The sequence below is a fragment of the Xylophilus sp. GOD-11R genome (assembly GCF_033546935.1).
Classification (GTDB): domain Bacteria; phylum Pseudomonadota; class Gammaproteobacteria; order Burkholderiales; family Burkholderiaceae_C; genus Xylophilus.
The window spans coordinates 3,353,871-3,372,680 of sequence record NZ_CP137854.1; the positions used below are offsets into that span (position 1 = coordinate 3,353,871).

Sequence of the window (18,810 nt, forward strand, 5' to 3'; positions counted from 1 at the left end):
ATTCCCATGCCGACACCCTCCCCGATCCGCATCCACATCGACGGCGTGCGCGCCACCGTCACCCTCGACCGCCCCGCCGTACGCAACGCCTTCAACGACGAGACCATCGCCGCGCTCACCGCCGCGTTCCGCGACCTGGGCGCCAACGAGCGCCTGCGCTGCATCGTGCTGGCGGCCAACGGCCCGGCCTTCTGCGCCGGCGCCGACCTGAACTGGATGCAGCGCATGGCCGGCTATTCGTTCGACGAGAACGTCGCCGACGCCCAGGCCCTGGCCGACATGCTGCGCACCCTCTACGAATGCCCGGTGCCGACCATCGCCCGCATCCAGGGCGACGTGTTCGCCGGCGGCGTCGGCCTGGTCGCCGCCTGCGACATGGCGGTGGCGGTGGATTCGGCCCGCTTCTGCCTGAGCGAAGTGCTGATCGGCCTGATCCCCGCCACCATCGGCCCCTACGTGCTGCGCGCGCTCGGCGCGCGGACCTCGCACCGTTACTTCCTCACCGGCGAGCGCTTCGGCGCCGCCGAGGCGCACCGTGCCGGACTGGTCCACGAGGCCGTGCCGGCCGAGGCGCTCGACGCCACCGTCGACACCCTGGCCAACGCGCTGGCCAACGCCGGCCCGCAGGCGGTGCGCGCTGCCAAGGCCTTCGTGCGCGATGTGGCCGGCCGGCCGGTCGACGACGCCCTGGCGCGCCAGACCGCTCACGAGATCGCCCGCCTGCGCACCAGCGACGAAGGCCGCGCCGGGCTCGCCGCATTCCTCTCCAAATCGACGCCCGCCTGGCGCGCCGAGGCCACGACCGGAGCCGCCGCATGAGCCTGCCCACCCGCGTCAAACTGGTCGACGTGTCGCCGCGCGACGGCCTGCAGAACGAGAAGACTCCGGTGCCGGCCGAGGTCAAGATCGGCCTGGTGCACCGGCTGCAGGAAGCCGGTCTGCGCGACATCGAAGTCACCAGCTTCGTCAGCCCCAAATGGGTGCCGCAGATGGCCGACAACGCCGAGGTGATGCACGGCATACGGCGCGCGCCCGGCGTGCGCTATTCGGTGCTCACGCCCAACCTGAAGGGCTACGAGGCCGCCGTCGCCGCGCCGCGCGAGGAGTGGCCCGACGAGATCGTCGTCTTCGGCTCGGCCAGCGAGGCCTTCAGCCAGAAGAACATCAACTGCTCCATCGCCGAGAGCATCGAGCGTTTCGCGCCGGTGGTGGCCGCCGCGCGCGAGGCCGGCATCCACGTGCGCGGCGCCATGTCGTGCACGGTCGGCTGTCCGTACGAAGGCGACATCGCGCCCGAAGCCGTCGGCCGTCTCGCGCGGCTGATGAAGGACATCGGCGTGCAGCACGTGGGCGTGGCCGACACCATCGGCGTCGGCACGCCCGACAAGGTGCGCGCCGCGATGGAAGCCACGCTGGCGCACTACGCCATCGACGATGTCTCCGGCCATTTCCACGACACCTACGGCCGCGCGCTGGACAACACCCGCGCCAGCCTGGAGATGGGCGTGTGGCAGTACGACACCTCGGCAGCCGGCATCGGCGGCTGCCCCTACGCCCGGGGCGCCACCGGCAACGTGTCGACCGAATCGGTGGTGGCGATGCTGCACGGCCTGGGCATCGCGACCGGCATCGACGAGGGCAAGCTCGCCGAGGCCGGCCGATTCATCCTGGCCGCGCTGGGCCGCGCGCCCGCGGCCGTCGCGCACTGACTCAGTCGGGCACCGTCACCCGGCCGTCGCGCGCCACGATGCGGTCGGCGCGCCGGGGCGACGCGGCGATCGGCGGCAGGTCGGCCGCCTCCACCTGCGGCTTGCCGCCCGCCGTGCCGCTGGGTGCGGCGGTGCGCACCAGCTGGCTCGGCGGCAGGGGCTTGCCCTGCATCAGGTGCGCCCACATGGCTTCGAGCGCCTGCAGCTGGTAGGGCGACAGCGGCACCAGGCCGGCAGCGGTCGGCCCCGGTTCGCCGTGCGTGGCGCGGGTCACCTCGATGTAGCGCAACGTGTCGGGCCGGGCCGCCACCAGGGAGTGCAGGCCCAGGTAGGCCCGGCTGGTGAAGTCCGGCGGTTCGACCGGGTCGGCGCGGCCGTGCACGATCAGCGTCGGCCGCGAGCGCAGGTCGCCCGTGGCCAGCACCGACCGCAGACCCGCCTGCACCCGCAGAGCGTTGGCCGAACTGCCCGTGGCCAGTTCGCGCAGGCACAGCGCGGCATCGAAGTTGTAGTCCTGCCGTCCGGTGGAGCGCGACACCGACGCCGCCGACTGCCGCGCCCCGCCGCGGGCGGCCTCGTTGATGACGGTGACGACGCGCCCGTCCGGCGTGCCGCCGAGCTGGCTGACGAACCAGTGTGCCGATTCGGCCGGCGTGGCCACACGCGGCCGGCCGTCCTGGTCGACGGCGGCAAAGCTCAGGCCGCACAGGTTTTCCTCGATGCGGAAGCGCCCGTACTGGCTGGCCTGGCCGAGCGTGCTCTGCTCGGCGAGCGCGCCGCCGGCGATCTGGCTGTCGGCCTCGGGCTGCATGCCGAAGGCGTGGAGCCGGTCCAGCGACTCGCGCGCCTGGGCGGGCAACTCGGCGGCTTCGAGCAGGCCCGCGTCGGCCAGCGAAGCGCAGCGGTTGGCCGCGAACTTCAGGCCCGACGCGCCCGGCGTATCCGGCAAGGCCAGCGCCGCGCAGGAGCGGTACAGGTTGCCAAAGCTCAGGGTATCGAAGATGGTGCGGTTGCCGCCCACCCGGCGCCGTTCGCCCTGCTCGATCACCACCCGCTCGGAAGCCGGCGTCATGATCTGCGGCGACATCGCCACCACGCCGTCGATCAGCCCGGTCTCGTCCTGCTCGGCCGCCTTCAGCACCGCGCCGCCGCCGTTGGAAAACCCGCTGGCGATGACCTTGGTGTTGGCGCGGGTGACCGAGGCACCGCCCGGCCAGTCGCGGCTGCCGAGTTCGTGCAGCGCGAACTGCACCGCCCGCAGCACCGACTGACCCCAGTCGGCTTCCTGCGTCCAGCCGCCGTGCGCCCACTTGTAGCCCAGCCGGTGCGGATGGCTGGCGGCGAAGGCACGCAGCGCGGCGCTGTCCTCGGGCAGCAGGCGCGCGGCCCGGTCGGTGAGCTGGCCGTCGATGGCCACGCCACGCCGGCTGTCGAGGTCGTACACACCGGCGCCCAGGCCCTTGTCGGCCCACACCACCGCGCAGCCGTGGGTCAGCCCCCAATAGCCGCCACGCTGCATGTCGGCCCAGACGTTCTGGCTGCCGGGCGTGGCCACGGCCACGATGCAGGCACGCGCCGGGTCGAAGGTGACCGGCACCTGCAGCAGCAGGCCGGCCATGACGGCGCCGCTGCCGTCGTCGGCGTATGCCAGCACTTCGTCGCCGGCGATGCGTCCGTCGCCCGACACGCGGCCGGTGGCCGGATCGACGTTGGCGCCGAACAGCCGGCCGAAGCCGTTGGCCACGCTCGGTGGCCGGCGCAGGATGGCCCGCCGCATCTCGGCGAAGGTCGGCGCGGCGGGGTCGGCGAACGGCGGTGCGGCGCCGCCAAGGCCGGCGATGCCGACGCCGCCGGTCACCAGGTCGTCGCTCACGCCGTCGTAGCGGTCACGGCGCACCACGTGCAGCCAGTCGGGGGGTGTGGCGGCCGTCGCGGCCAAGGCGTCGCCCAGGGGAATGCAGGCGACCAGCGCGGCTGCCGCCAGGGTGGAGAGGCGCGTCATCGCGCTTCAGTCCAGCTTGATGCCGACGGTCTTGACCACCTTGTCCCACTTCTGGGAATCGGTCTCCACCAGCTTGGTGAAATCCGCCGGGCTGAGGGCCACCGCCTCCATGCCCATCTTGGTGATGGATTCGCGGATCGCCGGCTGGGCGACCACGTCGGCGATTTCCTTGGCCAGGCGCTCGACCGTCGGCATCGGCGTGCCGCCGGTGGTGAACACGCCGTACCAGGAGACCACGTCGTAGCCCGGCACGCCGGCTTCGGCGATGGTCGGGATGTTGGGCATGGAATCGACCCGCTTGGCGCTGGTGACCGCCAGGATGCGCACCTTGCCGCTGTCGGCACCGGCCTTGGCCGAGGGCAGGCTGGCGAAGGTCAGCTGTGCCTGGCCGGCCATCACGTCCTGCATGGCCGGCGCATCGCCGCGGTACGGAATGTGGGTGATGAACACGCCCGCCATGCTCTTGAACAGCTCGGCCGACAGGTGCGAGATGGTGCCGTTGCCGGGCGAGGTCACGTTGAGTTCGCCGGGATGCGCCTTGGCGTAGGCCACCAGCTCCTTCACCGTCTTTACCGGCAGGTCGTTGTTGACCACCAGCGCGTTGGCCGAGCGCGCCACCAGCGACACCGGCTGCACGCCCTTCACCGGGTCATAGGGCAGCCGGCTGTAGATGGAAGGCGCGATCGCCTGTCCGCCCACCGAGCCCAGCAGCAGCACCGAGCCGTTGGGCCTGGCGCGCGTCATCTCGGCCGTGGCCACGGTGCTGCCGCCGCCGGGCTTGTTCTCGACCACCATCACTTCCTTGGTGTTGAGCTGGAACTGCGTGGCGACCGTGCGCGCGATGACGTCGTTGCCGCCACCGGGCGCGAAGCCCACCAGCAGCCGGATCGGGCCAGGCGGCAGGTCCTGCGCAAAACCCTGGCTGGCGGCCAGGGCCAGCACCATCGCGGGAACGAACTTGAAAAAACCCATTGTTGAAATCCTCGGTTTGAAACTGCAGACCTGGCTCTATGGCTGGCGCTGCATGGTTTGAAGGGCGAGTCCTTGGATGTTTCGCTTGAGGTCTTGGCGCGCCTCGGTGCTTCTTGTTCTGCGGGTCTTGTTTCTGTTCTTGTCGTCGGCCGAGACTCGCTGGAGCTCGGCCACGCGTTCTTCGACGCGTATCGGGGCGGGGCCACCCGGCACGAGGCGGGCGGCCACGCTGGCCATCGGGTCGAGGCTCTGGCGAACCTCGGCGTCGGTGATGTCCAGCGGGTGTTGCAAGGTGTCGTGGGCGGCACGGTTGAGCAGCGCGAGGCCGATCTCGTCGGCGCCGAGGCCGGCGTCCATGGCCAGTCGCACCACCGCGCCCACCACGTGGTGCGATTCGCGAAACGACAGGCCGCAGCGGCGCACCAGCAGGTCGGCCAGGTCGGTGGCCGAGCTGAAATCGCGGCGCACGCGCCGCGCCATGGCCTCGGCATTGGGCGTGGCGGTGCGCACCACCAGGTCGAGCAGGCGCAGGCAGCGCAGGCACTCTTCACCGGCTTCCCAGAAGCTGCGCATGCCTTCGCGGCTGGCGTCGCCGGTGTGGCTGAAATTGACGCCCTTGATCGTGGCGAGCGACGCGGTCAGCAGGCCGATCAGGTGACCGGCCTTGCCCTTGAGGTACTCCAGCACGACCGGATTTTTCTTCTGCGGCATGATGCTGGACGTGCCCGCCACACGGTCGGGGAAGTCGATCAGCCCGAACTCGCCGGTGCACCAGACGAACCAGTCCTGCGCGAAACGGCTCCAGCCCACGGCGCAGATCGTCATGGCCGACAGCAGCTCCAGCGCGAAGTCGCGCGAGGCCACCGCGTCGAGCGCATGCGGCACCGGCGCGGCGAATCCCAGCAGCCGCGCCGTCTCGGCCCGGTCGATGGGAAACGAGGTGCCGGCCAGGGCGCCCGCGCCCAGCGGACACAGATCGATCAGCCGCTCCGCCTGGCGCACCCGCTCGATGTCGCGGCCGATGGCCTCGGCGATGCCCGCCAGGTAGAAGCCATAGCTGATCGGCTGCGCCGGCTGCAGATGGGTGTAGCCGGGCATCACCACGTGCCGATGCGCCAGCGCGCCTTCGAGCGCCGAGTCACGCACGCGGCAGAGGTGCTCGATCAGCGACAGCGCCAGCTCGCGCGCCCGCAGGCGGTCCATGGTGGCCAGGATGTCGTTGCGGCTGCGTGCCATGTGCAGGTAGCCGCCCACGTGGGCGCCGGCGACCTCCATCAGCCAGGCTTCGTAATTGAAATACGCGTCTTCGATCGACGGATCCAGCGGCACCGCCGCCACGCCTTCACGCTCGATGTGTTGCAGCGCCTGCGCGAGCTGAGCCGCCGGCTCGGCCGGGATCAGCCCGGTGTGCAGCAGCATCAGCAGATGCGCCTGGTTGACGTCGTTGAGCGGCTCGAACACCGCCGGAAAATCCCGCGCCAGACGCGGCGCGTAGATGTCCTCGGTCACCTCGACGGCGGTGCCTTCGGTGAGGCGGCGGCTCACCTTGGAAGCAGGGGCGAGGCTCATTTCTTGAAGCGCACCACGGCGCTGCGGGAGTGGTCGGTCTGCGGCAGCGAGGCGATCTCGCCCAGCGTCACCGGCTTGATCGGAAAGCGCAGGCGGTAATAGCCCACGTCGCGCGGATGCCGACCCTGCTCGTCGGCAATGAGCTCGCCCACCGTCAGCCCGCAGAAGCGGCCCTGGCACGGCCCCATGCCGCAGCGCAGGAAAGCCTTCATCTGGTTCGGCCCCTGGCAGCCCATGCGCGCGGCCTGGCGCACCTGCTCGGCGGTGGCCTCCTCGCAGCGGCAGACGATGGTGTCGCCCACCGGCCGGCGGAACTGCGCCGGCGCACGGTAGAGCGCTTCGAAGAACTCGCGGCCCCGGGTGGCGAGCGCCAGCGCGGCGCGGTGCGGCGCGGCCTCGCGGTCGCGCGCTGCGGCGTCGATCCGGCCCAGCGCCTTGGCGGCATGCACCGCCGCGACGCGGCCGCGGTGTTCGGCGGCCATCGCACCGGCGATGCCGGCGCCGTCGCCGGCGATGGTGACCTGCGCCACGCTGGTCGCGCCCCATCCGTCGACCTGCGGCTCCCAGCAGTCCTGCCGCTGGCTCCAGACATGCTCGGCGCCGATGGCCCGCGACAGGTTGGTGTTGGGCACCACGCCCTGGTGCAGCAGCAGCTGGTCGACCGCGATCGAGCGGCGCTCGCCGCCGGCCTCGTAACGCACTTCGGTCAGATGACCGCGTTCGCCGCCGACGGCCTCGAGAGCGGTCACGCCGCTGACGATGGGCACGGCCGCACGCACCGCTCGCAGCAGCTTCAGGCCCTTGCCCAGGTAGGGCGAGCGCAGAAAGCCCCAGGCATGCGGCAAGGCCTGCCGCCACTGGCCGGGCGGCGTGGTCTCGAGGATCGAATGGATCTTCACGCCGGCGTTCAGGTACTGCCACGCCAGCAGGTAGAGCAAGGGCCCGCCGCCGGCCAGCACGGTCGTGCCCTCGGGCACCACGCCGGAGGTCTTGAGCAGGATCTGCGCGGCACCGGCGGTGATCACGCCCGGCAGCGTCCAGCCCGGAACCGGGAACGGCCGCTCCTGCGCGCCCGTGGCCAGGATCACGTGGCGGCAATGCAGCAGCCCGGCCAGGCCGTCGGCGCTGGTGGTGTAGGCCACTTCGAAGCCGCCGTCCTCGGTGCGGTTGACCGCCCACACCATGGCGCCCGCCACGTGCCGCGCGCCGGAGCGCCGGAAGGGCTCGACCAGGCCGAGGCCGTGCCAGTAGTCGGCGCCGAGGATGTCGCGGTCCTGCACCGGCGTGGTGGTGACCGCGCGGTAGATCTGGCCGCCCGGCGCCGGCTGCTCGTCGATCAGCACCGTGTCCAGGCCGAGTCCGGCGGCGCGGGTGGCGGCTGCCAGCCCGGCCGGGCCGGCGCCGATCACCAGCAGGTCGCAGGCCAGGGTGTCGTGCGTGGTGGCGGCGTGGTTCATGCCGACACCTCGCGTGCGCCCGTCTGGCGGACCACCGCCATGCCCTCGCGAACCCGGGTCATGCAGGCCTGCTGGTTGGCCCGGCCGTCGATGCCGACCAGGCAGTCGTAGCACACGCCCATCATGCAGAACGGGCCGCGCGGCGTGCCCGACACCGCGGTGTCGCGGCACGCGGGCATGCCGGCAGCCAAGAGCGCGGCGGCCACGCTGTCGCCCTCGCGGCATTCGATCGCGCCACCGTCGACGCTGATGCGCACCGTGCGGCCTGGGGCCGCGCCCGTGCCGGCGGCCTCAAGTCTTCTGAACATGGAATCTCCGGGTGGAAAAGGTGTCGAGTTCGGGAGCCAGCGCTCCGGCGGCGATCATGGGCGCCAGGGTCAGGGCGTGGGTCGCCGCCAGCGTCACCCCGCTGTGGCAGGTGACGATGAAGGCGCCGGGATGGCTGGCCGACTGCTCGTAGACCGGAAAGCCGTCCTGCGCCCGCACCCGCAGCGCCGACCAGGCCCGCACCGCCCGCACTTCCTTCAGCGCCGGCAGGGTGCGCACCGCCCGGTCGGCGAGCGTCGCCAGCACCGGCAAGGTCGTCACGTGGTCGGCGTAGCCGGCGTCTTCCTGCGAATCGCCGACCAGCCAGCTGCCCTCGTCGTTCTGCCGCAGGGTGACCATGGGCGTGGCGTGCAGCGGCCGGGTGCGCTCCAGCACGATGATCTGGCCGCGCTGCGGCGCCATCGGCAGGTGAAGGCCCACCTGCTCGCCGAGCTCCCCGTTGCGCAGGCCCGAAGCCAGCACGATCTTGCGGGCGCGGATGGTGCCTTTGGGGGTTTCGAGGCTGAACACGCCGCCCGCCTGCGTGATGCGCGTCACGCCGTGGTGCGGCAGGTAGCGCACGCCACTGCGCTCGAAGGCGGTGTGAAAGGCGCGCAGCAGCTTGAGCGGGTTGACGATGCCGTCGTGCGGCGTCCAGATGGCGCCGGTCACGTCCGGCCCCAGGCCGGGCACCAGCGACGCGGCCTGGTGGTGGTCGAGCAGCTTCCATTCGTAAGGCTCCACGCCCGGCTGCGCCATCAGCTTGTTTACCCAGGCCAGGCGGGCCTCGATCTCGTAGTCGCCCATCAGGGGCGTCAGGCCGCCCTTCTGCTCCAGCGCGACGTCGATGCCGGTCTCGTCCAGCAGCCGGGCGGCGAGCCGGGGCCAGAGCCGGGTCGAACCCAGCGTCCAGCGGCTGTACGCGCCCATGCCGAAGCCCTTGCTCTGCAACCAGACCAGGCCGAAGTTGCCACGCGACGCACGCAGCGCCACGTCGCCTTCGTCGAGCACCGCGATCGACTCGGCACCGTCGCGCAGGCCGTAGGCCAGGGACGAGCCGACCAGGCCGCCGCCGACGATGGCGACGTCGAACTCGGGATGGTGGGCGGCGGCCATCAGCGCGGCCTCCGCCGGAGGAAATGCGGGCCTGTTGCCCTGCGAAAAATCATGTGCGTCACTCGTGGGAACTGCTGCTGGCGGCCGCCGGTCGGCGGGCCGTTCATCGGTCCGAACGAGTATTGCGGCGCAGCCCCGGCGGGCGCAAATACGAGTCTGTCAGGCCCCCATACCGAAACCTGATGGGCTCAGGCGGGCAGGCTCGCCATCTCCGCGGCGATGACCTCCGCGACCAGCGCGTCGAAGCGGTCGACCAGGCCGTTGGCCGGCCGGTTGTGGGCCAGCAGCAGGTAGCTCACGAAGGGCACGCGCGGCAGGAAAGGCCGCACCTCGATGCCGGTGTGGCGGTGCATGCGCGCCACCAGCGGGTTGACGATGCCCACGCCCAGCCCCAGCCCGACCATCTGGCAGATGGTGGCGCCGTAGGGCGTCTCGAAATGCAGCACCCGACGGTCGTCGCCGGCGAACGCCGCATCCACCGCCGCGCGCAGCCCGTCGCCATGGGCCATGGAAATGAAGGACTCGCCCGCCAGATCGGCCGGCTCGATGAACGCCTTGGCGGCCAGGCGGTGGCCGGGCGGCAGCACGCAACAGCCGGCCAGGTCGCACACCGGGCGCGCCTCGGCGATGGCGGTGGGCGGCAGGTAGGACACCAGTCCCAGGTCGCAGACCCGGCTGCCGACCCAGTCGGCCACCAACTGGGTGCTGCCGGTGTCCATCGCCACGCTCACCGCCGGATGGTCCTCGTGGAAACGCTGCAGCGCCAGCGGCAGCACCGTCATGGCCAGCGAGGGCACGGTGCCGATGCGCAGCCGGCCCTTGCCGAATTCGCGGATGTTGCGCGCCGCGTCCTTCAGCGCATCGAGGCCGATGAAGGCGCGATCGACCTCGCGCAGGAAGGCCAGCCCTTCCTCGGTCGGCGTCAGGCGGCCGGGGCTGCGGATGAAAAGCCCCAGGCCGGTCGCGGTTTCGAGCTGGGCGATCAGCCGGCTGACATTGGGCTGCGAGGTGTAGAGCTCGGCAGCGGCCGCCGTCATGGACCCGGAACGCATCACCGCGCGAAACGCATCGACTTCCTTGAACTTCATCGGCGGGAGTGTAAGGAGACGCGCCACGGGAGCGGGCCGGCCGCCAGCCGTACCCGCCATGTAAGGCAAATTCCTACAAACCCGTCCGACAACGAGACACAACGCACCGACACTCCCCGACTTAAGTTTTGTTTGGCACATCTTCACAATTCACTTCACCGAATCGACCTCGACGCAATCGTGCAGCTGGTTGGAATCGGACCCCGGAAGGACTGAACGATGAACACCGAACAGATGCTTGCTGAGATCCGCGACGCCAACCTGAGCTACCTCACCCTCGCTCAGAACCTGGTGAAGATGGACATGGCCGACGCGGTCGACAGCCTCGGCATCAGCGAAGAATCGGCCGGCCTGCTGAGCGCGCTCTCCACCGAGCAGCTGAGCAAGCTCGCCACCGGCAGCACCCTGCTCTGCCGCTTCCGCATGGACGACGACGCCGTCTTCGGCCTGCTGACCGACCACGGCCTGGCCTCGCGTTTCGGTGGTGCCTTCGCCGCCGCCCGCGAACTGCAGGCCGCCTGAACCGGCGCGGCGCTTCGAAGCCGCTGCGTTTTCCGAGCTACCGAACCAGGACACCGGCCATGACGCAATCTCCCGCCCCCACCATCGCCACGACGGCCACCACGGCCAGCGCCGCCCCCAAGGCCGCGCCCGCACCCAAGAGCGTGCTCAACGAGTCGCGGCAGATCGAGCGGGCGGTGACGCTGATCAAGATGGGCGCGCGCATGCAGGTGCTGGAGTCCGAGACCACGCTGTCGTACGAGCGGCTGATCCGGCTCTACAAGGAAATCACCGGCAAATCGCCCTCCAAGGGCCAGCTGCCGTTCTCGACCGACTGGTTCCTCACCTGGCAGGAAAACATCCATTCCTCGCTGTTCCTCAACATCTACGAATACCTGGACAAGGGCGCCTCGCTCGATGCGATCGACGCGCTCACCAAGGCCTACCGGCTCTACCTGGAGCAGGTGCAGGCCGGCGGCATCGACCCCTTGCTGTCGTTCACCCGCGCGTGGCGTCTGCTGAAGTTCGTCGACGCCTCCATGCTCGAACTCACCACCTGCAGCAAGTGCAAGGGCCGCTTCGTGACCGAGCCGTATGAGAACGCCAAGCATTTCGTCTGTGGCATGTGCAACCCGCCGGCACGTGCGGGCAAGAGCAAGCTCGCCGGTGCCATCGGCCTGAACTGATTTCGCCCGGCGCGCGGTTCTCGCGCCCGGTTTCCCTCCTTCGTGATCCACCGCGCGCGCCCTCCGGGGCGCGCGCCCGTCGGCGTTCACGCGTGCCAACGTCTCGGTGTTTACCCTGCCATCTATTGCGCGGCATCTATCAGCCTGTCGACAATCCTGTCATGGATGTGAAAACGGCGGCACGGGTGTTCGAGGTGATCAACCTCTTCGCCGAGGTACGGCAACCGATGATCTACAGCGAGATCGCCCGGCGCGCCGAGATTCCGCTGTCGAGCTGCCACGCCCTGCTGCAGACCATGGTGGCCAAGGGCTACCTCTACGCACCGGGCGTGAAGGCCGGCTACTACCCCACCCAGCGCCTGCTGCACGTGGCCCGCGACATCTGCGCGGAAGACCCGCTGATGGTGCTGTTCCAGCCACTGCTTTCCGCCCTGCGCGACACCACTGGCGAGACCGCGGCGCTCGCCACCATCGCCGGCACCCGCGTCGTCTACCTCGACGTGGTGGAGTCACGCCAGAAGATCCGCTACAGCGACGAACCGGGCGGCTTCATGCTGGTTCACGCCAGTGCCGCCGGCAAGGCGCTGCTGGGCGCGCTGGCGCCGGCTGCGCGAAAAAGCCTGCTGGATGCGTGCGAGCCCTTTTCCGGCTCGGTCGAGGGCACTGAAATCGACCGGCCCACGCTCGAAGCCGAGGTCGAACAAGGCATCGCCCGCGGCTGGCACCGGTCCACCGGCGAGAACGTGGAAGACGTGGCCGGTCTGGCCAAAGGTTTCGCGATCCACGGCGAGCCGTTCGCGCTGATCGTCGCCGGCCCGAAGGCGCGCCTGCTGCGCCGGCAGGACGACGCGGTCGCGGCGCTGCAGGCCACCTTCGCGCGCATTCCGCCCGGCCTCACCGAATAGTCAAGACGAACAAAAAGGAGACACCACCATGCGATGGAAAAACCGGCCGGAAGGCTCGAACTGGGGCGACTTCGGCGCCGACGATCAACTCGGCCGCGCCAACCTCATCACCGCCGACCGCGTGCTGGCCGGCGCCCGCGAAATCCGCGCCGGCAGGAGCTTTTGCCTCTCGCTGCCGCTGGACTATCCCGGCGACAACAAGCTCAACGTGCGCCGCCATCCGCCGGTGCTGCGCCCCACCACCCGGGACGGCTTCGCCTACGTCAACTTCCCCTTCGCCCGGCTGGAAGAAGCGGCCAGCGACGTGGTGAGCGACGACCAGGTGCTGCTGAGCCTGCAGTACTCCACGCAGTGGGATTCGCTGGCGCATGTCGGCGCGCGCTTCGACGCCGACGGTGACGGCAAGCCCGAGAGCGTCTACTACAACGGCTACCGCGCCAAGGCCGACATCGTCGGCCCCACCGACTACCGCGACGACGAGCGCTTCGCCGCCCACGCCTGCGGCGGCGAACACAGCCATGCCGACGCGCTCGGCATCGAGAACATGGCGGTCAAGGGCATGCAGGGACGCGGCGTGCTGCTCGACCTGGTCGCCCACTTCGGCCGCGAACACCGCACCGTCGGCTACGACGACCTGATGCGCGTGGTGGAGGCCGACCGCGTCGACATCGCCCCCGGCGACATGCTCGTGCTGCGCACCGGCTTCTCCGAAATGGTGCTGGAGATGCAGCGCCAGCCCGACGAGGAAAAGCTCAATCGCCACTGCTCGGCCCTCGACGGCCGCGACGAGCGGCTGCTGCAATGGATCACCGACTCCGGCATCTCGGCGCTGGCCGCCGACAACTACGCGGTCGAACGTTTTCCGGCGCGGCCCGGCACCGGCGAGCACTACCCGCTGCTGCCGCTGCATCACCACTGCCTGTTCAAGCTCGGCCTGCCGCTGGGCGAGCTCTGGTATTTGCGCGAACTCGCCGACTGGCTGCGTGCCGCCGGCCGTTCGCACTTCATGCTGACCGCGCCACCCTTGCGATTGCCCGGGGCCATGGGCTCACCGGTGACGCCGATCGCCACCGTCTGAACACGCGACGCATCACACCAAAAAAGACCAAACCAATAAATCAGGGGACCGACATGCAGAAAATCACCGCCTTCTTCACCGAGCTGATGCGGAAATACCTACCCGACCCGTTCGTCTTCGCCATCGGCCTCACGCTGCTGACCATGGTGCTGGCGCTGACAGTGCAGGGCCAGGGATTCACCGAACTCACCACCAGCTGGGGCAAGGGCTTCTGGGCGCTGCTGGCCTTCACCACCCAGATGGCGGTGATCCTGGCCATGGGCTACGTGCTGGCGACCGCTCCGCTCACCGACCGTTTTCTCGACCGCATCGTCGCCAGGGTCAGCGAGCCGCGCACCGCGGTCATCGTGGCCACGCTGGTCGGTGCCATCGGCAGCTACCTCAACTGGGGCTTCGGCCTGGTCATCGGCGGCATCGTCGCGCGCAAGCTCGCCGTCAAGGTGAAGGGGGTGCACTACCCGCTGATCATCGCGGCGGCCTATAGCGGCTTCACCATGTACGGGCTGGGGCTGTCGGCGAGCATTCCAGTGCTCATTTCCACCAAGGGCCATCCGCTCGAAGCCATGATGGGTGTGATCCCGCTGACCGAGACCATCTTCGCGCCGGCCATGCTGGTGACCTCGCTGGTGGTGCTGGTCACCCTGCCGCTGCTCAATGCCTGGCTGCATCCCAAGCCCGGCCAGCCGGTGACCGAGATCGACCGCGAGAAGCAAGCCCCCGCCAAGGCCCAGCAGGCCGCGGCCGTGGCCGAGGACGACGACACCGCCGACACCATCGCCAACAAGCTCAACCACAGCCGCATCCTGAGCCTGGTCATCGGCCTGATCGGCGTGGTCTACGTGGCGTTCCATTTCCGCGCCGGCGGATCGATGGACCTGAACCTGATCAACTTCATCATCCTGTTCCTGGGCATCCTGTTGCTGGGCACGCCCATCGCCTACGTCGAAAAGCTCAACGAAGGCATCCGCACCATCGGCGGCATCATCCTGCAGTACCCGTTCTACGCCGGCATCATGGCGATCATGGCGTCGTCCGGCCTGGTCGACACCCTCTCGCATTTCTTCGTGCAGGTCGCCACGCCCACCACCCTGCCCTTCTGGGGACTGGTGAGTTCCTTCTTCATCAACTTCTTCGCGCCCTCGGGCGGCGGCCACTGGGTGATCCAGGGGCCGTTCATGGTCGAGGCCGCCAAGTCGCTCAACGCGTCGGTGGCGCACACCTCCATGTCGGTGATGCTGGGCAATGCCTGGAACGATCTGGTGCAGCCCTTCTGGATCCTGCCGGCGCTGGCGCTGTCCAAGCTCAAGCTCAAGGACATCATGGGCTACACCGTGATCATGATGTTCTGGATCGGCATCGTCTACACCGTCGCCCTGCTCCTGTGGAGCCACCTCTAAAAACCCGCTTTCGGAGAACCCCGCCATGCTGTTCCTGGTGCACATGCAAGTGAACATTCCGGTCGACGCCGACCCGGTGAAGATCGACCAACTCAAGGCCGACGAGAAGGCCTTCTCGCAGAAGCTGCAACACGAAGGCACCTGGCGCCATCTCTGGCGCGTGGTCGGCCAGTACGCCAACTACAGCGTGTTCGACGCCGAGTCCAACGACGCGCTGCACACCCTGCTGAGCGCGCTGCCGCTGTACCCCTACATGGTGCTCACCGTGACGCCGCTGGCGCAGCATCCCTCGGCCATCGCAACCCACTGAGCACGCCATGCCCTTCATCATCGAAACCTTCGACAAGCCCGGCCATGCCCATGTGCGCACCGCCGAGCGCCCCGCCCACCTCGCGTTCCTCGCGGCCAACGCCCACCTGCTGATCGCCTGCGGCGCCAAGCTCGAAGACGACGGCAGCAGTGCCGGCGGCGGCCTCTACGTGGTCGAGCTCGACACCCGCGAAGAAGCCCAGGCCTTCATCGCTGCCGACCCCTTCTCCCAGGTCGACCTGTTCGAGCGGGTGACCATCACCCGCTGGCGCAAGGCCTATGTCGACGGCAAGAGCCACCTCTGATTCCCATCGCCCACGCCCCATGACCCATCCGCGCCCCCCTCTCCACACCGTGCAGCTCGCCGACGGCCCTGGTGTGCCGATCGTGCTGAGCCACGCGCTCGGCCTGGACCACCGCATGTGGCTGTCGACCGCCCAGGCCCTGGACGGCCGGCATCCGGTGCTGGCGTTCGACCATCGCGGCCACGGCGCATCGCCCCGCATGGCCGCGCCCTGGACCATGGACGACGTCACCGACGACGCGGCCGCCGTGGTCGAGGGCTGGGGTCGCGGACCGGTGGTCTTCGTCGGCCTCTCGATGGGCGGCATGGCCGGCCAGGGCTTGGGCATCCGCCGGCCCGAACTGGTGCGTGGACTGGTGCTGTCGCACACCGCTGCACGCTACGGCGATGCGGCGCGAGAAGGCTGGAAGCAGCGCGTGGCCACGGTCCAGGCCGAGGGCCTCGAGGCGGTCGTCGAGACCGTGCTGCAGCGCTACCTCACCGAGCCGGTGCGTGTCGCGCAGCCCGCGCAGGTCGAGGCCATGCGACAGACCCTGCTGGCCAACGATGCGGCGAGCTATTGCGCCGCGTGCCAGGCCGTAGCCGGTGTCGACTGGCTCGACCGGCTGCACGCGATCGATCGCCCCACGGCCGTCATCGCCGGCGCGCACGATGCCGGCGCCACGCCGGCCATGGCGCGCGACATCCACGAACGCATCGCCGGCTCCACGTTGGACATCCTGCCCGACGCGTCGCACCTGGGACCGATCGAGCAGCCCGACGCCTTCATGGCTGCGCTGGCGCGCGGCATCGGCAGGGTCGGCTGAACGAAGGTTCGCGCCGGGCACCGATTGCCATTTTCGGCATGGTCATGTGCCCGCGGACCGTCCTGGTGGAACCAGCTTTCCGGATACCGCCGTACCGCCAGGTCGGCGGTTTTTTTCGTTTGGTGGATTGCTGCCGGTGGCGGTTGCCGGCGCCCAGGCTGGAACGTCGCAGATGATCTATTGGATGGATGGCACGGCTCGTCAAATAAAAGCGATTTCGCGCAGGGCCGGGCAAATTGTTAGTGGTCGCTGACATAACATCTTGGATCCCGTCGCCATTCGCGCAACACGGGGCCATCACTGTTTGATCACTGTCCTGCAAGACCATGAACCATCCGAATTCCGACCGGGCCGAACGCCCCTTCGCGCCCCATCCTTTTTTGTCGCGGCATCTAAGCCGCTCGGGCGATCCGTTGGCGGCCGAGTTCGTGTCCTCTGCAAAGCCAGCCTGATGTCTACCCTCGTTCGCAGCGCACCGCTGGTCATCGAAGGCGATGCAGAAAGCATCATGAATCTCACTCCCGAGGATTGCGGCCACGCCGTGGGATTGCGGCATTGCAAGAGACCGCCGCACTGCGACATACCGCTCTACATCGGCGTGTTCTTCGACGGAACCAACAACAACCGGGAGCGCGATGAGCCGCACCGTGGACATACGAACGTCGTGCGGCTGTTCAACGCGCACTTCTCGATGACGTCGGAGAACGCGGCGATGCACCGGCAGGGGCACTACGCCATTTACGTGTCCGGCCTGGGCACCCGGTTCGAACCCGCAGGCGAGTGGCGGGAAGCCATGGAAGGCAAGGCGATGGCGGCCGGTGGCGCGGCGCGCATCCTTTTCGCCGTGCTGGAAGTGGTCAATGCCGTACACCGCGCGATCAGCAACAACATCCGGCTTTTCGAAGACGCTGCCATCACCGCCAAGCTGCACGACTACACCCGCTGCGTGGTCGAGGGCATCCAGACCGACAGCGAAGTGCCCAGCGAACGCGCCCGAGAAACCCGCCGCGCCTGGATGCAGCGCCTCAACGCCGAACTGCAAACGAGCATGGCGCGCGCCAAGTACGACCGGCCCCGGCCCCACATCCCGTTCATCCGCGTCAACGTCTTCGGCTTCTCCCGGGGCGCGACCCAGGCCCGGGCGTTCTGCCACTGGCTCGACGACCTGCAGCAGGGCGGCGGCCTTGCCGGCATGCCGGTGGAGATCGGCTTTCTGGGCCTGTTCGAATCGGTCGCCTCGGTGGGCCTTTCCCATTCGGCCCACCGCGTCCTCGGCCCGGCCTTCGCCGCCGATGGCCACTTCGCCTGGGCCGACGAGGTGCTCAACAAGCCGCTGCCGGCCATCGTGCGTCGCACGGTGCACTTTGTCGCCGCGCACGAGCAGCGGCTCAATTTTCCGCTGAGCCGGGTGCACGGCGAGAACGTCGACGAAATCATCTGCCCCGGCGTGCATTCCGACGTGGGCGGCGGCTACCTGCCCGGCACCCAAGGCCGCAGCCCGGGCGAGGCCTTGCTGGTCTCGCAGATTCCGCTGTGCCTGATGCATCGCCAGGCCCGCATCTGGGACGTGCCACTGGCCGAATGGTTCGTGATGGATGAACGACTGAGGCGCGACTACGCCATCCTGCCCAGCCTGGTGACGAACTGGAACAACTACATGGGCACCACCGCCACCGACTGGGAGTTGCGCGAAGGCAGGCATGCCCCCCACATGGGCCAGAGCGGCGACTTCCAGGCCCTGATGCGCCAGCACCGGCGCATGTACCTGAGCTTCCGGCGCAAGTATCGCCATCCCGTCGACATGCATGACCTGCTGACCATCGACCTGAAGCTGCCGGTCGGGGGCCAGGACTACCAGGACATCGCGAGCTACAACCGGCTGCTCAGCGGCGACATGGCGCTGCTGGACCAGCGCCGCGAGGCCCTGCTCGAGCCTCACGGCACCAAGGCCAGCGACGGCGTGCCGTGGCCGCGCGAGGTGCCCCCGGAGTACATCGGCCACAGCAACCTGTGGCCGCGCCGTCTTTTCCCGTACCCCAACAGCCCGGACGACGAGGCTATCGCCTGGGCGCTGGACCAATTCAAAGGCCCGCACGTGCTGAGCCAGGGGCATATCCCGCTGCTGGCCTTCCAGGTCCATGACTCGCTCGCCGGCTTCTATCTGGTCGGGTTCAGCACGCAGGAAGAGATGGCCGAGAAGCTGCTGAAGATCGTGGAGCAGGCCCACTCCAAGGGACCGCAGAGTCTAGCGCCTTACCAGCGGCAGGTGTATGACAACTATGAGGCAGCCATCCGGCATGACCCGGGGCTGCGTGACATGGTGGAGGACCGCATCGACACCAGGCGTGTGCTCGGCGCGCAAGCAACCACCGGACTGGAGATGAGGACGGTAGAAGCCGAGTTCGAGATGAGCTCTGTCTTTTCGATGGAAGAGCGAGAACGCGCAGCCCGACTGTTTCCCACGCAGACCGATGACTACGCCAGCACGATCCCGGAAGGCCTGGCGGAGAAGTTGGTAAAGGCGATTACGGACGGCCGGCGAGAGCCTGGCGGGTATCTGTTGGAACGCGCGATATTCGAGGGGGTAAAGCCATGAGGTGGCAGG

The 18,810-nt window shown here is 69.1% G+C and carries 18 protein-coding genes; 11 read left to right on the forward strand and 7 right to left on the reverse strand.

Annotated elements, in window-relative coordinates; all coding sequences use genetic code 11:
- The first annotated feature begins 6 nt into the window (after positions 1 to 6).
- Both R9X41_RS15540 and R9X41_RS15545 read left to right on the forward strand, forming a co-directional pair.
- Positions 7 to 819, forward strand: coding sequence for an enoyl-CoA hydratase/isomerase family protein (locus R9X41_RS15540; protein ID WP_318631346.1), 813 nt, complete (start codon positions 7 to 9; stop codon positions 817 to 819).
- Positions 816 to 1,709, forward strand: a complete 894-nt coding sequence (locus tag R9X41_RS15545) for a hydroxymethylglutaryl-CoA lyase (protein WP_318631347.1) — start codon at positions 816 to 818, stop codon at positions 1,707 to 1,709. Before R9X41_RS15540 ends, R9X41_RS15545 begins: the two co-directional genes overlap by 4 nt.
- Position 1,710: 1 nt before the next feature.
- Here R9X41_RS15545 and R9X41_RS15550 read toward each other — a convergent pair whose 3' ends face one another.
- From R9X41_RS15550 to R9X41_RS15580, 7 genes are all read right to left on the reverse strand, one after another.
- Positions 1,711 to 3,711 (reverse strand): 3-hydroxybutyrate oligomer hydrolase family protein, encoded by a 2,001-nt coding sequence (locus tag R9X41_RS15550; protein ID WP_318631348.1) that lies wholly within the window; start codon positions 3,709 to 3,711, stop codon positions 1,711 to 1,713.
- Between the two features lie 6 nt (positions 3,712 to 3,717).
- Positions 3,718 to 4,683, reverse strand: coding sequence for a Bug family tripartite tricarboxylate transporter substrate binding protein (locus tag R9X41_RS15555; RefSeq protein WP_318631349.1), 966 nt, complete (start codon positions 4,681 to 4,683; stop codon positions 3,718 to 3,720).
- 36 nt (positions 4,684 to 4,719) lie between these two features.
- A complete protein-coding gene (argH, locus tag R9X41_RS15560; RefSeq protein ID WP_318631350.1) occupies positions 4,720 to 6,252 on the reverse strand; it encodes an argininosuccinate lyase in 1,533 nt (510 codons plus the stop codon).
- Entirely contained in the window at positions 6,249 to 7,709 is a 1,461-nt protein-coding gene (locus R9X41_RS15565; RefSeq protein WP_318631351.1) for an FAD/NAD(P)-dependent oxidoreductase, read from the reverse strand. The genes argH and R9X41_RS15565 overlap by 4 nt, the downstream gene beginning before the upstream one ends.
- Complete coding sequence (locus R9X41_RS15570) at positions 7,706 to 8,017, reverse strand: (2Fe-2S)-binding protein (protein ID WP_318631352.1); 312 nt, start codon at positions 8,015 to 8,017, stop codon at positions 7,706 to 7,708. Before R9X41_RS15570 ends, R9X41_RS15565 begins: the two co-directional genes overlap by 4 nt.
- The gene (locus R9X41_RS15575) at positions 8,001 to 9,131 is read right to left on the reverse strand and encodes an NAD(P)/FAD-dependent oxidoreductase (protein WP_318631353.1); all 1,131 of its coding nucleotides are present in this window, start codon (positions 9,129 to 9,131) and stop codon (positions 8,001 to 8,003) included. Before R9X41_RS15575 ends, R9X41_RS15570 begins: the two co-directional genes overlap by 17 nt.
- A 188-nt stretch (positions 9,132 to 9,319) precedes the next feature.
- Complete coding sequence (locus tag R9X41_RS15580; RefSeq protein ID WP_318631354.1) at positions 9,320 to 10,219, reverse strand: LysR substrate-binding domain-containing protein; 900 nt, start codon at positions 10,217 to 10,219, stop codon at positions 9,320 to 9,322.
- 219 nt (positions 10,220 to 10,438) lie between these two features.
- On the opposite strand from R9X41_RS15580, the gene flhD reads away from it, so the two are divergent.
- The 9 genes from flhD to R9X41_RS15625 all read left to right on the forward strand — a co-directional run bounded on the left by flhD (position 10,439) and on the right by R9X41_RS15625 (position 18,801).
- Entirely contained in the window at positions 10,439 to 10,741 is a 303-nt protein-coding gene (gene flhD, locus R9X41_RS15585) for a flagellar transcriptional regulator FlhD (protein WP_318631355.1), read from the forward strand.
- 59 nt (positions 10,742 to 10,800) lie between these two features.
- Complete coding sequence (flhC, locus tag R9X41_RS15590) at positions 10,801 to 11,406, forward strand: flagellar transcriptional regulator FlhC (protein ID WP_318631356.1); 606 nt, start codon at positions 10,801 to 10,803, stop codon at positions 11,404 to 11,406.
- A gap of 161 nt (positions 11,407 to 11,567) precedes the next feature.
- Positions 11,568 to 12,311: an IclR family transcriptional regulator gene (locus tag R9X41_RS15595; RefSeq protein ID WP_318631357.1), complete on the forward strand. Its 744-nt coding sequence runs from the start codon at positions 11,568 to 11,570 to the stop codon at positions 12,309 to 12,311.
- A gap of 28 nt (positions 12,312 to 12,339) precedes the next feature.
- Positions 12,340 to 13,389, forward strand: coding sequence for a cyclase family protein (locus tag R9X41_RS15600; RefSeq protein ID WP_318631358.1), 1,050 nt, complete (start codon positions 12,340 to 12,342; stop codon positions 13,387 to 13,389).
- A 53-nt stretch (positions 13,390 to 13,442) separates the two neighbouring features.
- Positions 13,443 to 14,786, forward strand: coding sequence for a short-chain fatty acid transporter (locus R9X41_RS15605; RefSeq protein WP_318631359.1), 1,344 nt, complete (start codon positions 13,443 to 13,445; stop codon positions 14,784 to 14,786).
- 25 nt (positions 14,787 to 14,811) lie between these two features.
- On the forward strand, positions 14,812 to 15,096 hold the full coding sequence (gene catC / locus R9X41_RS15610; protein ID WP_318631360.1) for a muconolactone Delta-isomerase: 285 nt from the start codon (positions 14,812 to 14,814) through the stop codon (positions 15,094 to 15,096).
- Between the two features lie 7 nt (positions 15,097 to 15,103).
- Positions 15,104 to 15,400, forward strand: a complete 297-nt coding sequence (locus R9X41_RS15615) for a YciI family protein (RefSeq protein WP_318631361.1) — start codon at positions 15,104 to 15,106, stop codon at positions 15,398 to 15,400.
- A 19-nt stretch (positions 15,401 to 15,419) separates the two neighbouring features.
- On the forward strand, positions 15,420 to 16,205 hold the full coding sequence (locus R9X41_RS15620) for an alpha/beta fold hydrolase (RefSeq protein ID WP_318631362.1): 786 nt from the start codon (positions 15,420 to 15,422) through the stop codon (positions 16,203 to 16,205).
- 451 nt (positions 16,206 to 16,656) lie between these two features.
- Positions 16,657 to 18,801, forward strand: coding sequence for a T6SS phospholipase effector Tle1-like catalytic domain-containing protein (locus R9X41_RS15625; protein ID WP_318631363.1), 2,145 nt, complete (start codon positions 16,657 to 16,659; stop codon positions 18,799 to 18,801).
- The last annotated feature ends 9 nt before the right edge of the window (positions 18,802 to 18,810 follow it).

Coding starts and splice junctions, on each gene's coding strand:
- R9X41_RS15540 (WP_318631346.1), top strand. CDS start 7: ATGCCGACACCCTCCCCGATCCGCATCCACATCGACGGCGTGCGCGCC.
- R9X41_RS15545 (WP_318631347.1), top strand. CDS start 816: ATGAGCCTGCCCACCCGCGTCAAACTGGTCGACGTGTCGCCGCGCGAC.
- R9X41_RS15550 (WP_318631348.1), bottom strand. CDS start 3,711: ATGACGCGCCTCTCCACCCTGGCGGCAGCCGCGCTGGTCGCCTGCATT.
- R9X41_RS15555 (WP_318631349.1), bottom strand. CDS start 4,683: ATGGGTTTTTTCAAGTTCGTTCCCGCGATGGTGCTGGCCCTGGCCGCC.
- argH (WP_318631350.1), bottom strand. CDS start 6,252: ATGAGCCTCGCCCCTGCTTCCAAGGTGAGCCGCCGCCTCACCGAAGGC.
- R9X41_RS15565 (WP_318631351.1), bottom strand. CDS start 7,709: ATGAACCACGCCGCCACCACGCACGACACCCTGGCCTGCGACCTGCTG.
- R9X41_RS15570 (WP_318631352.1), bottom strand. CDS start 8,017: ATGTTCAGAAGACTTGAGGCCGCCGGCACGGGCGCGGCCCCAGGCCGC.
- R9X41_RS15575 (WP_318631353.1), bottom strand. CDS start 9,131: ATGGCCGCCGCCCACCATCCCGAGTTCGACGTCGCCATCGTCGGCGGC.
- R9X41_RS15580 (WP_318631354.1), bottom strand. CDS start 10,219: ATGAAGTTCAAGGAAGTCGATGCGTTTCGCGCGGTGATGCGTTCCGGG.
- flhD (WP_318631355.1), top strand. CDS start 10,439: ATGAACACCGAACAGATGCTTGCTGAGATCCGCGACGCCAACCTGAGC.
- flhC (WP_318631356.1), top strand. CDS start 10,801: ATGACGCAATCTCCCGCCCCCACCATCGCCACGACGGCCACCACGGCC.
- R9X41_RS15595 (WP_318631357.1), top strand. CDS start 11,568: ATGGATGTGAAAACGGCGGCACGGGTGTTCGAGGTGATCAACCTCTTC.
- R9X41_RS15600 (WP_318631358.1), top strand. CDS start 12,340: ATGCGATGGAAAAACCGGCCGGAAGGCTCGAACTGGGGCGACTTCGGC.
- R9X41_RS15605 (WP_318631359.1), top strand. CDS start 13,443: ATGCAGAAAATCACCGCCTTCTTCACCGAGCTGATGCGGAAATACCTA.
- catC (WP_318631360.1), top strand. CDS start 14,812: ATGCTGTTCCTGGTGCACATGCAAGTGAACATTCCGGTCGACGCCGAC.
- R9X41_RS15615 (WP_318631361.1), top strand. CDS start 15,104: ATGCCCTTCATCATCGAAACCTTCGACAAGCCCGGCCATGCCCATGTG.
- R9X41_RS15620 (WP_318631362.1), top strand. CDS start 15,420: ATGACCCATCCGCGCCCCCCTCTCCACACCGTGCAGCTCGCCGACGGC.
- R9X41_RS15625 (WP_318631363.1), top strand. CDS start 16,657: ATGTCTACCCTCGTTCGCAGCGCACCGCTGGTCATCGAAGGCGATGCA.